Origin of the sequence: Eggerthella sp. 1_3_56FAA, assembly GCF_000185625.1 — a bacterium.
GTDB classification, from domain to species: domain Bacteria; phylum Actinomycetota; class Coriobacteriia; order Coriobacteriales; family Eggerthellaceae; genus Eggerthella; species Eggerthella lenta.
On record NZ_GL622580.1, the window covers coordinates 513250 to 528132 of the forward strand.

Sequence of the window (14883 nt, forward strand, 5' to 3'; positions counted from 1 at the left end):
ACGCATGAACGTTGAGCACATCATAGACATGGCGCGCCAGGCAGGCGCTTCCGACGTGCACCTGGTGTGCGGTCTGCCCGTGAAGTTCCGCCTGGCCGGGCGCCTTGAGAACGCGGGCGTGGACGGCGACGCACCGTTGTCGCACGACGATTGCGAGCAGCTGGCCCGCCGTTTGGCCGGAGACGATTTCGACCGCATCCAGCGCATCGGCGAGCTGGATCGCGCCGAGACCATCGGGGGCGTGCGCGTGCGCATCAACCTGTTCCGCCAGCAGGGCCACGCGAGCGCGGCTTTGCGCCTGCTGTCCGACCGCATCCCCGCGTTGGAGACGTTGGGTTTGCCGCCTGCGGTCATGGACTTCCCGCGCATCCAGCGCGGCATCGTGGTGGTGACGGGCGAAACCGGCAGCGGCAAGTCAACCACGCTGGCGGCGCTCATCGACAGCATCAACCACACGCGCGCCGAGAACATCATCACCATGGAAGACCCCATCGAGTACGTGTACACGCCCGACCAGTCCGTCATCTCGCAGCGCGAGATCGGCCAAGACACCGAAAGCTACAGCAACGCCTTGCGCGCCGTGCTGCGCGAAGACCCCGACGTCGTCCTTATCGGCGAGATGCGCGACCTCGACACCATCCAAACGGCGCTGACCGCCGCCGAGACGGGCCACTTCGTGCTGGCCACGCTGCACACGAAGAGCGCCGCCGACTCCATCGACCGCATGGTGGACGTGTTCCCCGAGGGCTTGCAGCGCCAGGTGCGCATGCAGCTGTCAACCACGCTGGTGGCCGTGCTGTCGCAGCAGCTGCTGCCGCGCCGCGACGGCACGGGACGTGCGCTGGCGTGCGAGCTGATGATGGTGACGCCCGCCATCCGCAACCTCATCCGCGAGGGCAAGACGCCGCAGATAGCCGGCTCGCTGGCCACGTCGGCCTCGGCGGGCAGCGTGACCATGGACAACGCGCTGATCGCCCTGGCCCGCAACCGCGACATCACGTCCCAAACCGCTATCGACGCCGCGCACGACGTCGACTACGTGAGAAAGAGCGTTCGCTGATGCCAACCTTCACTTACACCGGGATAACGGCCGCCGGCCAGCAGATCGACGGCGTGGTCGAGGCGTTCGACGAGATCGAGGCCATGGAACGCGCGCGCGAGCAGTGCCGCGTCGTCCAAAGCGTGGTCCCCGTGCGCGAGGGCAAAAACCTACTGTCCATGGACATCACGAAGCCGAAGGCCAAGCAGAAGAACCTTGCCGTCATGTGCGCCCAGTTCGCCACCATCCTGAACGCGGGCGTGCCCGCCGCGCGCGCCACGTCGCTGGTGGCCGACCAGGTGACCGACAAGTATCTGAAACGCGTGCTGGCCGACGTGGCCGCCGACGTGGCGTCGGGCCACAGCCTGGCCGAGAGTTTCCAAAGCAAGGGCGAGAACCTGCCGCGCGTGTTCATCGAGACGGTGCGCGCCGGCGAGGAGAGCGGGCATCTGCCCGAGAGCTTCCAACGCCTGCACGGGTACTTCGACAAGCGCGCGAAGGTGTCGGCCAAGGTGCAAAGCGCCATGACCTACCCCATCTTCGTGGCGGTGATCGCCGTGGTGGTGCTGGCCATCATGATGGTGATGGTGATCCCCTCGATGACGGGCATGATCGCATCGCTGGGGGCGGATACGCCGGCCATGACCCAGTTTTTGATCGACGCTTCGAACTTCGTCACCGACAACTTCCTGCTGATCGCGGTGGTGCTGGCGCTGATCGTCGTGGGCGTGAAGCTGTTCGGCACCACGGAGCGCGGCAAGACGACGTTCGCCGTCTTGAAGCTGAGGCTGCCGGTGCTGGGCGCGGTGGGCGTGTGCTCGGGCGCGGCTCAGTTCGCGAACACGATGGCCATGCTGGTGACGGCCGGCCTTCCTGCCACGCGGGCGGTGGCCATCACGTCGCGCGTGATGAGCAACTATGTGTTGTCGCGCGAGGTGGGGCGCTTGGAGGCTGGTTTGGAGGAAGGGCGCACGCTGGGCGAGGGCCTGGAGGCCAGCACGTACCTGCCGCGCACGCTGGTCGAGATGGTCGCCGTGGGCGAGCACACCGGCGAGCTGGAGGAGACGCTGGAAACCATGGGCGCGTTCTACGACGACGAGACGCAGCGCGTGACCAACAAGGCGATTTCCATCATGGAGCCCGCCCTGCTTGTTTTGATGGCGTTGTTCGCGGGTTTCATCGTCATCGCGTTGTATTTGCCGATGTTTTCATTGTATGCTGCAATGTAACCGTTCTGACACCGTTTCGTGTCACAGCCGTTACTTTATGCAGAAAAATGTATGGGGATATTTCCGGTGCCCGAATGGCTCGGATAAGGAGAAAGGAACCGATATGAAAGAGATGATCAAGAAGATGCGCGAAGAGCGCGGCGGCTTCACGCTGGCCGAGCTGCTGGTCGTCGTGGCCATCGTGGCCGTGCTGGTGGCCATCGCCGTGCCGCTGTTCTCCAGCTCGCTCACCAGCGCCGAGGACGCGGTGAAGAAGGCGAACGAGCGCTCGGTGAAAGCTGAAGTGACGACGGGTTACCTCGCCGACGGCTTAGATAAGACCAAGTACGATCAGAAGTTTTATAGCGCTAACGACAAGGGCGACCTGACCGGTCCGTTGGCATCGGCTCCTACCGATGCCAAGTATGTGTACAAGGTGGCGATCGACGATGCCACCGATAAGACCAAGCCGACGATTACGATTACGGATGAGACCGGTAAAGGAAACGAAGAGAATCCCGCTAGCTAACGCATGACCATTCCCCTTGGCATCTTCAATCCGGCGCAGGCGGCGTTTCTTTTGGGGATCGCCGCCGTGCTGGGTGCTTGCCTGGGGAGTTTCGTGAACTGCCTGGCATGGCGGCTGGCCAACGGCGAGAGCGTGTTGGCCGGCCGCAGCCATTGCACGTCGTGCGGCCACGTGCTGGGAGCATTGGACCTCGTTCCCGTGGCATCGTGGCTCGCGCTTCGCGGCCGCTGCCGCCACTGCGGGCAGCGGGTGAGCCCGCGCTACGTCATCGTGGAAGCGCTCGTGGCCGCGTTGTTCGCTGCCGTCGTCGCGCGCTACGGATTGTCGGTGCAAACGGCCGCCTACCTGGTGCTCGTGTGCATCCTCATGGCTGTGGCGTTGGTGGACCTGGACACGTTCATCATTCCGAACGGGTTTGTGGTGGCGGGCTGCGTGCTGTGGCTGGTGTCTATCTGGTTCATGCCCGCGCCGCGCGTGGACGCGTTCTCGGTGGGCAGCCTGTTCTCGGGTTGGGTGCATCCGGGCGGCGCGGTGGCGCTGGACGGCATCGTAGGCGCGGCGGTCGTCGCGGGCGGCGTGCTGGTATTGTCCGTGGCGTTCGACAAGGTGACGAAACGCCGGTCGCTCGGCGGCGGCGACGTCAAACTGCTGTTCATGGTGGGGTTGTTCCTCGGGTTGGCGGGTTCTATGCTGAATCTGCTGATGGCGTGCCTTATGGGGTTGGCGTTCGCGTTTGCTCAGGGGCTTTCCGTTCCTTCTTCGCCGGGCGAGGGCGAAGGCGAGGGGGAAAGCGTCCGAACAAGGGCGATTCCGTTCGGGCCGGCCATTGCCGCGGCCACGGCGTTCACGCTGTTGGCGGGGCCGACCATCCTCACGTGGTACGCGGGGTTGTTCTGACAGGATATGCAGCGGGCTGAAAGGAAAACGCGCCGCATGGGCAAAACGTACACGGGTGTCGATATCGGGGACAGCAGCATCAAGCTGGCGGTTTCCGACGGCCAGTCGGTGAGCAAGGTTGCCATCGAGATGCTGCCCGAGGGCCTGGTGGCCGACGGACGCATCGTCAGCCACGACGCGATGGCCGACTTCATCAAAAGCGTGGTAAGAAGCATCGGCGGTGTTTCGAAGGACGTAGCGTTCGTGGTTCCGGGCTCCGACAGCCTGTTCCGGCGTCTGTCGCTTCCCGCCATGACCGAGAAAGAGCTGCGGCTGAACCTGCCGTACGAGTTCCGCGATTACATATCGCAAGGCAAAGACCGCTACGTGTACGATTATGCGATGTTGGGCATGCGCAACGACGCCGACGGCCAGCCCGAAGGCATGGATCTGCTGGCGGTTGCGGCGCCTAAGCAGGCCATCGCCGACTATACCGAGATGTTCCGTCGCGCAGGCTTGAAGCTGAAGGTGGCGCTGCCCGAACAGGCGGCGTACCAGAACCTCGTGGGAGGCAATCCTCGCGCGCTGGCTAACTGCTGCGTGATAGACTTCTCCCATCATATGACCAAGCTGCATTTCTTCCTCGACGGCGCCTACGACGTGGCCCGCGTCATAGAGATCGGCGGCATCGACATCGATCGTGCCATCGCGAACGAATACGGCGTCGACGAGCACGTTGCCGACCAGTACAAGCGCACCGACTACCAGGGCGCGCAGCGCTCCGAGGCCGCCCGCGCGGTGTACCAGTCCATCGCGGTTGAAATCGGGCGCGCGCTGAACTTCTACGGCTTCAACAACCCCGACGCTGTCATCGAGGTGGCGTACTGCTGCGGTGGCGGGCTGCTTCTGGATCCGCTGGTAGAGGCGGTGGCTGCCCATGCCGACTTGCGCGTGTCGTCCATCGTCGACGTGCTGCCGCCGATGAGCGCGCCGTTGGGCGAGGCCCTTCGCTGTCCGGTTGCCATCGGCGCCACCATGAAGGCGGGGCGGTAGCCATGGATTTGAAGCAGGAGGTGTCGCTGAGCGCGCTGAAGCGCGGCAAGGCGCCGGCGTACCCCGTCAAGACGTCCATCAACTTGGTAGACACCCAGCAGCAACGTGGCAACCTGCTGGCGCAGCTGGGTCTGTTCACCATCGCCCTGGTGCTGATCGGCGTATTCGCGAAGTTCGCCGTGGTGGATCCCTTGGCGGCGAGCGCGGCAAGCAGCAACGAGGTTTCCGCAGCGCAGGCGCGCCTGGATGTGCTGGCGGCCGAGAACGCCGACTACGCAGAGCTGAACGCGCAATACGATCGTTATGTGGTGCCGGGGTTGTCCGAAGAAGAGCAAAACCTGGTCGATCGCGATGTGGTTCTGAACTTGCTGCAGCAGAAGGTGATGGGCGTGGGTCACCTGTCGTCGCTGCGCATGGAGAAGAACACGGCCACGGTTACCTGTTTGGGAGCCGATTTGAACGAGGTGTCCGCCCTGGTGGAAAGTTTGGAAAGCGATCAGCGCGTAGCGCATGTGACGGTATCCACGGCTCAGGGCGAGAACGATAGCTCCACGTCGGCTACGATCCAGATCGTGTTCGCGGGGCCGCTGGACGTCGAAGGCGACGGCGGCTCGAAGGAGAAGGGAGCCGGCGATGGCGCGGCGTAGCGTGTTGAACCGCTCGTTCTCCACCAGCGAGAAGGTGCTCATGCTGGTGCTGGCGGTGCTGCTGGTGGTGGCGTGCTACTACTTCCTGGTGGTGAAGAACGTGGCCGACACGATAGCTGCCAATGAAGACCGGCTGGCGGACATCGAGATCAGCATCAACGCGCAGGAGATGCTGGCGGCCGATCGCGCGCGCATGAAGGCCGAGCTGGAGGCGTTGGGCGAAGACGGCACGCTGCCCGTGGTGGCCGTGTACGACAACATCCGCAACGAGTTGAACGAACTGAACGCGCTGATGGGAGGCGCGACCACGTACAACCTCTCGTTCGCGCAGCCCACCGTGGAGGACAAGCTGGTGCGCCGCGAGGTGACCGTGTCGTTCACGGTGCCCGATTACGCGGCTGCGCTGGACGTGGTGCGCAAGCTGGAGAACGGTACGTACCGTTGCGAGATCACCGACTTCTCCGTGATCGGCGACATGTTGGCCGACGGTACCGTGGACAGCGTCGATGCTGTGCTGACTGTCACCTACTTGGAAACCACGAACGGCGCCGCAACCACCGCCGGCCTCGTTGAAAAAGCCAAGTAGAAAAAGCTTAGAGTCGCAGGATCTTCTGTCATCCTGGCGATCTATTCCGCTTGGTAGCTGCCGATGACGAAGCGGTTCTTGCCGCCGGCTTTCGCACGGTAGAGAGCTTTGTCGGCTTGGCGATAGGCGCTCTGGTACGAGGCGATTTTACCGTGCAGTTCTACGCCGCCGATGCTGAGCGTCACTTCGTGTTCGGTGCCGTACTGGTCGGTGAACGTCACGCCGCGTTTTACGATGCCGGCGCAAGCGCTGGCCAAACGCTCATCGTCGATGCGTCCGTTCACGCAGATGGCGAACTCGTCGCCGCCCAGGCGTCCGATCAGGTCTTGCGGCCTGAACGCGGCCGTCAGCGCCGCGGCCGTCTGTTGCAGCGCTCGATCGCCGGCAAGGTGGCCGTACGTATCGTTCACGCCCTTGAAGTCGTCGGTGTCCACCACCAGCACGGCTCCGGCGGTGCCGTTTGACAGCAGCTCCCCCGCCGTTTCTTGGAACGTTTGCCAGTTCAACAATCCGGTGAGGCCGTCGTGGTGGGCGCGTTCGGACAAGTCCATCTTCTCGCGCATTTCATCGTCGATGTTGGCGATTTTCCCGATTACCGAGATGGGTTTGCCCGCATCGTCCTCCACGAAATGGGAAGTGATGCGTATCCACTTCCTATCCTTGTCGGGATTCGCTTCCTCGTGGCACAGCACCTCGGTCACGGCGTTCGACGGCGAGGTGAACGCATCCAGCAGCTCGGGGTTCGCACTGTGCTTGATGAGTTGGCGTGCGTTCTCGTACGAGACGTAGGAGGATCCGTCGTCCATGCTCGTGGCATCGTCAACGTAGGAGCTGGAAAGAAGCGATTTCGACTTCGAAATGCGCAGGGTGTCCGATTTTATGGAATACTCGAAGAACTGCTCGTTTGCCAGGCGGTACAGCTCTTGAAAGCGCAAATTCTCTTCGCGTACGGCGCGCGCCGCATGCATGCGGGAGCGCAGGTACAGCGCAAGCAGAACGATGATGAGCACCAGCAGCGATATGCACGCCAGCGCGAATTCTCCCAGGTGATCCTTGATGAACAGGTTGATCTGCTCGTCCTGGTCGATCAGCGAGTTGTCATAGATGATGGAGTCCAGCTGGGCACTGTTGAGGCTGCGCAGCGCTTTGTTTAAGATGACCAGCAAATCGGGGTCAACCGGCTGCGCGAGGCCGAAGCAGATGTCGATGGATTGCGTCGAGGTGGGCAAATAGAGGATGTTGCTCAGTTCGTCGATGTTGAGGTAGTACGGCGTGGTGTACGACGTGCCGTAGGTGTAGTCGACTTCGCCGGAGTTCACCGCTTCGAGGCATTCTTCGATAGTGTCGTACAGCTGCACCGGCGCGCCTTCAGGGGCGGTTTCAGCCTGGTCCCATAAAAGTGCGATGCTTTTGCCGTCCAGGCGATCGGGGTCTACGAACTTGTTGTATACCAGCAGTATGGAGGTGGTCATGTACGGAGCCGTCATGGCTACGATCTTGTCGATTTCCGTGTTGTCGTCGTCGTTCACGCCGGCAACGATGTCGATGTTCTCCTCGCGCAGCGCAGTGGCCAAATCGTCATAGCGCGGTATGCTCACCATTTCGAACGATAGCCCCGTGTGCTTCGAGAGATATTCCAGAATACCCTTCGTAACCCCTTTAAACTCGCCGGTTTCCGGGTCGAACGACTGCAGCGGCGGCCTGTCGGTGAGGACGCCTACGCGCAGCGTTTTGTAGTTGCGCGCGTAACGGAGTTCGGCGCTGGTCAGATCGTAGTTGTCCTCCGAGGGGAGGAAGTGCTTCTTGTACAGGGTTTCCTGGAGCTGGGGGTTGCTTTGGTTGATGCGGTCGATGGTGGCATCAAGCTCGTCGATGATCGAGCGCTCGCCCTTAGGCGCGGCGAAGAAGAAGGGCCGTCCAGCGAACGACGACACGATATGGAACCCGTCGAAGATGTTGACGTCGATCTCGAGGAACACGTCGGCTTCGCCGGTCAAGGTTTTGTCGAGCAGCTCTTGCGTGGTGGAGCATTCGACGGTGACCAGGTTGATGCCGTTCTGATCGCAGTAGTACTCGAGCTCCGCGCGGCGCTTCTTCGCGGTGGCGAGGATGGCCACGCGCAGCTCGCTTCGGGTGAACAGATTGGTTTTCGAGACGGTGGCATGTATGTTCGGAGCGAACAGGGCGGTGTGGGCCGAGCCGTAGCTGTTTTCGGGGTATTCGTACATCTCGGCAAGGGCGGCGCTGTACGACATGCTTCCTTCGATGTCCACCTCGCCGTTGTCCAGCATCTCTAAAAGCCGCAAAGCGCGTTCGTTTGCATTGTCGCCCTCGGCTTCCACGAACTCGAACGACCAGCCGGTGAACTGGGCGACGCGCATGAGGTAGTCGTAGGTGTAGCCTTCATAGGTGCCGTCATCGTTTTTTGCGAGCAGGCCTTCGCTGTCGGTGTAACCCACCTTGACGATGCGTGGCTGGTCGGAGGCATGAGCTTCTTCAGCGGTGACCGGTATAAGAAGCGCGCAGGCTAAAACCGCCGAGAGCAGCACTCTCGTGCATAAGCGCAAGGCAGTCGTATGTGATCTCTTCTTCGTCGTGCTTCCTTGTTCCGGGTGGAATATCGGGGTTACAGTATAGCCTCTTTTTTCAAATAATTCGCACGGGGGTGCTGTCTGTGCGCGATCATTTGCGTGTTCCGCACGGATGTTTTACGTGAAGCATCTGTGCATGGCCGCTCGACAGCAGCCGGGCGCGCAAAAAAGCGCCCCCGAAAGGGAGCGCTTCTGCATTCGAGTGGTGGTCGGAGGGGGACTTGAACCCTCGACACGCGGATTTTCAGTCCGCTGCTCTACCAACTGAGCTACCCGACCACGATCAACCGTCCATGGGGACGTGGGACGATATTCTACCATATCCCATAGCCTCAGCAAGAGGAAATTCCCAAAAATCCCCCTCTGCTTACCGGGCCGCCTGCTTGGAAGCCCGGCGCGCATCCATCGGCCGCCTGTCCGCACACCTGTCGGCGTACCTGCCGCGCCGTTCTTCTAGCGATAAACGATCTTGCCAACCGTCACGCCCTCGGCGATCATTGCGACGCCGCGCCACAGCACGAACACGGCTACGAGCAGAGAGAATAAGATCGGCGAGACGAACAGCATAATGGCGCACACGATGTTGACGATGCCCGAGAACAGGCCGATCCCCCATGCTGAGAAGCCGATGCTTTTCGATTTCATCGCTGCGAATATCTCGAACAGGCCGAACACGAGGAAGCACAGGGCCACCAGCCACGAGATGGCCGCGCCGCCCACCAGCGGATGCAGCACGAACATCAGGCCGATCAGCACGTCGAGGATCGCGTAGGCCAATGACCATCCCGACACGCTCATCATAGACCTGAAACGCACGTAGAACACGATGCCCAGCACGCCTGAGAGCAGGAAGCCCACGCCCGCGATCATGGCGATGGTGGCCAGCGTCAAGTTCGGCGCGAAGCAGCAGAGCAGGCCGCATGCGAGTAGCAGGATTCCCGCCAGTATCAGGCTCCAGTCCCATTTCTTCTTCAATGTCGCCATGAGCGCTCCTCCTCGTCTTGCCTTTCGGCATGCGTTTCTCTGACGCATTGTATCACCGGCTTGCGAGCGTCCGAGCGTTTGTGCGCGAAGGGCGGTTTGACGGCGCGAATCGCCGATTCGCCATACAAGAGCCTTCGCCATACGAAAAAGCCCCGGTCTCCTCAAGCGGTTTGCGATGAACTGCGTGAGGAGACCGGGGCGAGGCGTGGGCCGAGGGTCGTTATGCGGTTTGTTTTCCCGGAGCAGCGTCGACGTCGTCGTCTTCCACGCGTCCGCGGATCTTCTTGACGCTGCGGCCAAGCATGCCGCCGAGCTTCGGAAGGTTCTTCGGTCCGAAGATGATAAGCACCACCACCAGGATAAGTATGAGCTCAGGCATGCCCATTCCGAATATCTTCATCGTGCGCTCCTTCCGGGCTTCCTCGCGTTCAGTGCCGAGCATTATAGCAACTTTAAATTTGTAGTTACTATAATTTTGTAGTAAAACCGACAATTTCGACGAAAAGCGCGGACGGCTCTTATAATGCAGAGCAAACGGCACGGCGAATAGCGGAGGGCGGACGATGGAACAGCGGCAGGCGGACGGCGGGCAGTCGATGGGATTGCGCGAGCGCAAGCGCCGCGCCACGCGGGACGCCATCGAGCGGGCGGCCATCGCCTTGGTGAGCGAGCGCGGCTACGACAACGTCACCGTGGCTCAAATATGCGAGCTTTCTTCCGTATCGCAAGGCACGTTCTTCAACTACTTCCGCACGAAAGACGCGGCTATCGTGGGCATCGGCGAGTACGACCTCGATGCCGACTCTGTGCGCACCGCATTCGATCGCCTCATGCCCTGCTCGATGCTGCACGCCACGCTCACCTTGTTCCTCGAGGTGGCGGGATCGTTCGATTGGGAAAGCGACATCGCGGCGCAGCGGATCGCGCTCGTCAGCGAAACGCCCTCGCTCATGCAGCTGTTCTTGGACAACGCGTTCGGCTTCGTCAGCGATTTTCGCAATATCGTGGAGGCGTATTTTGAAACGAATCCTTCGCTGCGCACATGCTCCGATGTTCTGAGCTCGGCGGAAGAGTCGTACATCGTCGTGTCCGAGGCGCTTGAAGCCGCGAAGTTCGCGCTGTACCGCGTCGCCGACGATCCGGCGTCCGGCCTGCCCAGTGCAGACGAAGTAGAAGCGGTGATCAGGCGCATCGTGGGATAGCGCCCACGGCGGCGGTTCGCTACACTGAATGCGAACCAGTTACGGCGACAGAAGGAGTGCGAATGTCCTGCGAACAGAACAGCCCGGTAGTCGGCATCATCATGGGATCCGAAAGCGACATGCCCGCAATGGAGCCGTGCATGAAGCAGCTCGACGAGTTCGGCGTGCCCTACGAGGTGAAGGTGGCTAGTGCGCACCGCAAGCCGGCCGAGGTGCACGAGTGGGCAAGTTCGGCGCACGAGCGAGGCATCCGCGTGATCGTGGCGGCGGCGGGCAAGGCGGCCCACCTGGGCGGCGTCGTGGCGGCGTACACGCCGAACCCCGTGATCACGGTGCCCATGAAGACCAGCGACCTGGGCGGGTTGGACTCGCTGCTGTCCATGGTGCAGATGCCCTCCGGCGTGCCCGTGGCCTGCGTCGCCATCAACGGCGCGAAGAACGCGGCCATCCTGGCCGTGCAAATCCTCGGCACCGGCTGCGACGCCGACCGTCAGAAGATCATCGACTTCAAGCGAGGCATGGCCGACGCGTAGGCGGCGTCCTGCTCGAGCGGTTGCAGCGTGCGGCCGGATGCGACCTGCATCCGGCCGCGCTGTTTCGTTAGAACGCTTGCGTTGCCACGTGTCGGTGACGCTTGATTCTCGATAGCGCTTTCTTGGCAACGAGCGTTGCGCCCTTCATGCAAGCCGATAGGGGTAGTCCGCTGTTAAACCAGGATTGGCATAGCCCGGGTAGGCCCGTCCCGCGAAAGCTCGCCGGCGGCTCGGAAGCCCTCCTCGGCCATCGGACAGGCGCTCGTCCCGCCTGATCGCCAGCCGCCCGACAGGGGAAGCTGCGCGCGGCAGTGCATGTCGATCCTGGTTTAGCAGCCGATAGGGCAGCGAATGGCAAAAAGGCATCGAATTCGGAATCGCCCGCGCGGATCGCAAGGGCAAAAGAAAGCCCCCCCTGTGCATAACGCCTGTTCGTGAGCGTGCTCTTCCGAGCGGCTTTGCGTCGGACACGGTCAAGGCGCGAGATTTCTTCCGAATTCGATGCCTTCTTGCCATTTAGAGATGCTGCGAGTTGCGCGGAAGCGCCACGATGTTTCACGTGAAACATTTGTACGTCTTCGCGCGGATGCAGAGGAAGGGCGCCAGCTGCATCCCGCACCGAATGCGCCCAATTTGCCGGGCGGTTTGGCGGTGCGTCCTTCGCGCCCCTCGCGGATGCGACCGCGCGAGGGGCGCGCTTGTGCGCTATCATGGATGCTCGAACGAAAGAACCCGAATGTTTCACGTGAAACATCTGTACGCGATGGGGCGGGCGAGGACCATGACGAAGAAACTGCTGATGGGGAACGAGGCGTTCGCGCATGCGGCGTTGGAGGCCGGGGTGCGCGTGGTGGCGGGCTACCCGGGCACGCCGTCGTCCGAGCTGATTGAGACGGTGGCGAAGCTGCATGACGACGGCGCCGCGCGCGGCATCCACGTGGAGTGGTCGACGAACGAGAAGTCGGCCTTGGAGCTGCTAGCGGGTGCGTCGTACACGGGCGCGCGCTGCCTGTTCACCTGCAAGCAGGTGGGCCTCAACGTCGCCAGCGACGCGCTGATGAGCTTGAACTATGTGGGCGTGAAGGGCGGCATGGTGCTGTTCGTGGCCGACGATCCCGGTCCCATCTCGTCGCAGACCGAGCAGGACACGCGCCGCTTTGCCAGCTTCGCGAAGCTGCCCGTGCTCGATCCCGCCACTCCCGACCAGGGCTTCGCCATGATGCAGGCCGCATTCGACCTGTCCGAGCGCTATCATACGCCCGTTATCGTGCGTCCCACCACGCGCATCAACCACGCCTCGACGTTCTTCGACGTCGCGGACGCCACCGACGCGCGTCCGGTGCCCGACGAGGGCTTCGAGCGCGACCCGAAGTGGGTCATCTTCCCGCGCCGCGCCTACCAGGCGCACGGCGAGATCAACGAGCGTTTGGCGGCCATCGCGCACGATTTCGCGGTCGAGCCCGCGCTGGCGGCGTTCAACCCGATGGTCGAGGGCGGCGCGCAGTCGACCGAGGATGCACGAACGAATGTTTCACGTGAAACATTCGACGACGGGAGCATGCCGAAGACGGCGACGAGTGCGGGCGCCAAGGCGGTGGGGATCGGCGCGGGCGCGTCGGAGTCTGCAGCTGCCGCAGTCGCGCCGCGCCTCGGCATCGTGGCGGGCGGCGTGTCGGCCGCCTATGCGCGCGAGGCGCTGCGCATGGTGGAAGCGCGCGCGGCGGCAGCGGGCGTGGAAATGCCCGCGTACCGGTTCTGGCAGGTGGGAACGCCCTACCCGTTCCCGGAGGAGCTGGCCGCGACGTTCGCGGAAGGCCTCGACGAAGTGCTCGTTCTGGAAGAGCTGGACCACGTGCTGGAGGATGCGCTGCTCGTGCATGCTGGTCGCACGCATGCGACCTACGAAGTGCGCGGCCGTCTGACCGGCGACGCGCGCGACCGTGGCGAGAACGACGTGGACGATTGCGCCGCCCGCATCGCGCGTTTCCTCGGCATCCCGCAGGTGATCGCCCCTGCAGCGGGCGCCCCTTCGGAATCCTATTCGGCATCGCCCGTCCCTGCGCAACAACCCGTTTCTGCGACGGCTGCATCGGCTTCTTCGCCTTCTGAGGTGTCGTCGTCCTCGTCCGCGGCGACTTCCGCTTCTGCCGACAAGTCTGGAACGAACGTTTCACGTGAAACGTTCGCCTACGACGCGCCTGCCGATGCGCCGCTGCCCGTGCGCCCGCCCGTGCTGTGCGCGGGCTGCCCCCATCGCGGCAGCTTCTACGCGGTGAAGCGCGCGCTGGGGAAGACGCCCGCCGTGCTGTGCGGCGACATCGGCTGCTACACGCTGGGCAACGCGATGCCGCTGGACGCCGTGGACACCTGCCTGTGCATGGGCGCGGGCATCACGATGGCGCAGGGCTTCGCCGTGGCCGAGCCGCACAAGAAGACGCTGGCGTTCGTGGGCGACTCCACGTTCTTCGCCAGCGGGCTGCCTGGCCTGGTGAACGCCGTGTACAACGGCCATGACATCACCGTGTGCGTGCTGGACAACGCCACCACGGCCATGACCGGCTCGCAGCCGCATCCCGGCACCGGCGTCACGCTCATGGGGCCGAAGCGCCAGCCCGTCTCCATCCCGCGCGTGTTGGAGGCCGTCGGCTTCGATTGCATCGTGCATGCGAACCCGCTCGACCTCGATGCGTCGGTGGCGGCCGTGAGCGAGGCGCTCGACCACGAAGGCCCCAGCGCCGTCCTGTTCGAGTCGCCGTGCATCCAGCTGGTGAAGCCGGACGCGCCCGCCGTCGTGGATGCCGAAACGTGCACGGGCTGCAAGAAGTGCATCACCGAGATCGGCTGTCCCGGCATCGGCTTCGACGCCGACGCGCGCGGCCCGCGCAGCAAGCAGCGTGGCCAGGCGTTCGTCGATCCCAGCCTCTGCAACGGCTGCGGCCTGTGCGTTCAAGTGTGCCCCTTCGACGCGCTGTCGATGACGGAACCCCAAACAGATGTTTCACGTGAAACATCGGCGTCGGAAGGAGGCTGCCATGCGTAACGTGTTGCTTTCGGGCGTAGGCGGACAGGGCACCGTGCTGGCGGCGAAGGTGCTGGCCCAGGCCGCGCAGGACAAGGGTTGGCAAGTGCGCACGGCCGAGACTATCGGCATGGCGCAGCGCGGCGGCAACGTGGTGTCGCACGTGCGCATGGGCGACGCGGGCGAGGAGGTGTTCGCGCCGCTGCTGGCCGAGGGCACGGCCGACCTCGTCATCGCGTTCGAGCCGGCCGAGGCCGCCCGCGTGCTGCCGTTCCTCGCGCCCGACGGGCTGCTGGTCACGGCCACTACAGCCATCCAGCCGGTCACGGCGGCGCTGTCCGACAAGCCCTATCGCGCCGACAACGTGCTGGCGAGCATCGAGCGATCGCTGGCGGGCACCGGCGCGCGCTTCGTCGCGGTGGACGATGTCGCGCTTACCGACGCGGTGGGCAGCCGCAAGGTGTTGAACTCGGTGCTGCTGGCCAGCGCTCTCAAGGAGGGCCGCATCGCGCTCGACCTCGACGACCTGCGACGCGCCCTCGAGGAGTGCGTGAAGCCGCGCTTCGTCGCCCTCAACCTGGCCGCCGTCGACGCGGTGGCTGCGCGATAATCTTCG

At 63.4% G+C, this 14883-nt stretch carries 14 protein-coding genes and 1 tRNA gene; 11 read left to right on the plus strand and 4 right to left on the minus strand.

The features are described from left to right. Positions 1-4: 4 nt before the first annotated feature. The 7 genes from HMPREF1023_RS07600 to HMPREF1023_RS07630 all read left to right on the plus strand — a co-directional run bounded on the left by HMPREF1023_RS07600 (position 5) and on the right by HMPREF1023_RS07630 (position 5938). Positions 5-1060, plus strand: coding sequence for a type IV pilus twitching motility protein PilT (locus HMPREF1023_RS07600; protein ID WP_009305622.1), 1056 nt, complete (start codon positions 5-7; stop codon positions 1058-1060). After that, positions 1060-2268, plus strand: coding sequence for a type II secretion system F family protein (locus HMPREF1023_RS07605; RefSeq protein WP_009305623.1), 1209 nt, complete (start codon positions 1060-1062; stop codon positions 2266-2268). The genes HMPREF1023_RS07600 and HMPREF1023_RS07605 overlap by 1 nt, the downstream gene beginning before the upstream one ends. A 103-nt stretch (positions 2269-2371) precedes the next feature. Then, on the plus strand, positions 2372-2776 hold the full coding sequence (locus HMPREF1023_RS07610) for a prepilin-type N-terminal cleavage/methylation domain-containing protein (protein WP_009305624.1): 405 nt from the start codon (positions 2372-2374) through the stop codon (positions 2774-2776). A 3-nt stretch (positions 2777-2779) separates the two neighbouring features. Continuing rightward, a complete protein-coding gene (locus tag HMPREF1023_RS07615; RefSeq protein WP_009305625.1) occupies positions 2780-3673 on the plus strand; it encodes an A24 family peptidase in 894 nt (297 codons plus the stop codon). 36 nt (positions 3674-3709) lie between these two features. Next, on the plus strand, positions 3710-4705 hold the full coding sequence (gene pilM, locus HMPREF1023_RS07620) for a pilus assembly protein PilM (protein ID WP_009305626.1): 996 nt from the start codon (positions 3710-3712) through the stop codon (positions 4703-4705). A gap of 2 nt (positions 4706-4707) precedes the next feature. Then, positions 4708-5352 (plus strand): hypothetical protein, encoded by a 645-nt coding sequence (locus HMPREF1023_RS07625; RefSeq protein ID WP_009305627.1) that lies wholly within the window; start codon positions 4708-4710, stop codon positions 5350-5352. After that, positions 5339-5938, plus strand: coding sequence for a hypothetical protein (locus tag HMPREF1023_RS07630; protein ID WP_009305628.1), 600 nt, complete (start codon positions 5339-5341; stop codon positions 5936-5938). Before HMPREF1023_RS07625 ends, HMPREF1023_RS07630 begins: the two co-directional genes overlap by 14 nt. A 41-nt stretch (positions 5939-5979) precedes the next feature. Here the strand turns inward: HMPREF1023_RS07630 and HMPREF1023_RS07635 are convergent, their stop codons facing one another. The 4 genes from HMPREF1023_RS07635 to HMPREF1023_RS07650 all read right to left on the minus strand — a co-directional run bounded on the left by HMPREF1023_RS07635 (position 5980) and on the right by HMPREF1023_RS07650 (position 9913). Further along, positions 5980-8397, minus strand: a complete 2418-nt coding sequence (locus HMPREF1023_RS07635; RefSeq protein ID WP_021410924.1) for a GGDEF domain-containing protein — start codon at positions 8395-8397, stop codon at positions 5980-5982. 335 nt (positions 8398-8732) lie between these two features. Further along, positions 8733-8808, minus strand: a tRNA-Phe gene (locus tag HMPREF1023_RS07640). Between the two features lie 174 nt (positions 8809-8982). Beyond that, positions 8983-9513 carry an HdeD family acid-resistance protein gene (locus tag HMPREF1023_RS07645; RefSeq protein ID WP_009305630.1) on the minus strand — a complete coding sequence of 177 codons (531 nt, stop codon included), beginning with the start codon at positions 9511-9513 and terminating at the stop codon, positions 8983-8985. Between the two features lie 220 nt (positions 9514-9733). Then, positions 9734-9913 (minus strand): twin-arginine translocase TatA/TatE family subunit, encoded by a 180-nt coding sequence (locus HMPREF1023_RS07650; protein WP_009305631.1) that lies wholly within the window; start codon positions 9911-9913, stop codon positions 9734-9736. Between the two features lie 163 nt (positions 9914-10076). Here HMPREF1023_RS07650 and HMPREF1023_RS07655 point away from each other — a divergent pair, with 163 nt between their 5' ends. The 4 genes from HMPREF1023_RS07655 to HMPREF1023_RS07670 all read left to right on the plus strand — a co-directional run bounded on the left by HMPREF1023_RS07655 (position 10077) and on the right by HMPREF1023_RS07670 (position 14877). After that, entirely contained in the window at positions 10077-10715 is a 639-nt protein-coding gene (locus tag HMPREF1023_RS07655; RefSeq protein WP_009305632.1) for a TetR/AcrR family transcriptional regulator, read from the plus strand. A 62-nt stretch (positions 10716-10777) separates the two neighbouring features. Then, positions 10778-11248 carry a 5-(carboxyamino)imidazole ribonucleotide mutase gene (gene purE, locus HMPREF1023_RS07660; RefSeq protein WP_009305633.1) on the plus strand — a complete coding sequence of 157 codons (471 nt, stop codon included), beginning with the start codon at positions 10778-10780 and terminating at the stop codon, positions 11246-11248. 736 nt (positions 11249-11984) lie between these two features. Continuing rightward, positions 11985-14288: a thiamine pyrophosphate-dependent enzyme gene (locus tag HMPREF1023_RS07665; protein WP_009305634.1), complete on the plus strand. Its 2304-nt coding sequence runs from the start codon at positions 11985-11987 to the stop codon at positions 14286-14288. Further along, entirely contained in the window at positions 14281-14877 is a 597-nt protein-coding gene (locus HMPREF1023_RS07670) for an indolepyruvate oxidoreductase subunit beta (RefSeq protein ID WP_009305635.1), read from the plus strand. Before HMPREF1023_RS07665 ends, HMPREF1023_RS07670 begins: the two co-directional genes overlap by 8 nt. Positions 14878-14883 lie beyond the last annotated feature (6 nt).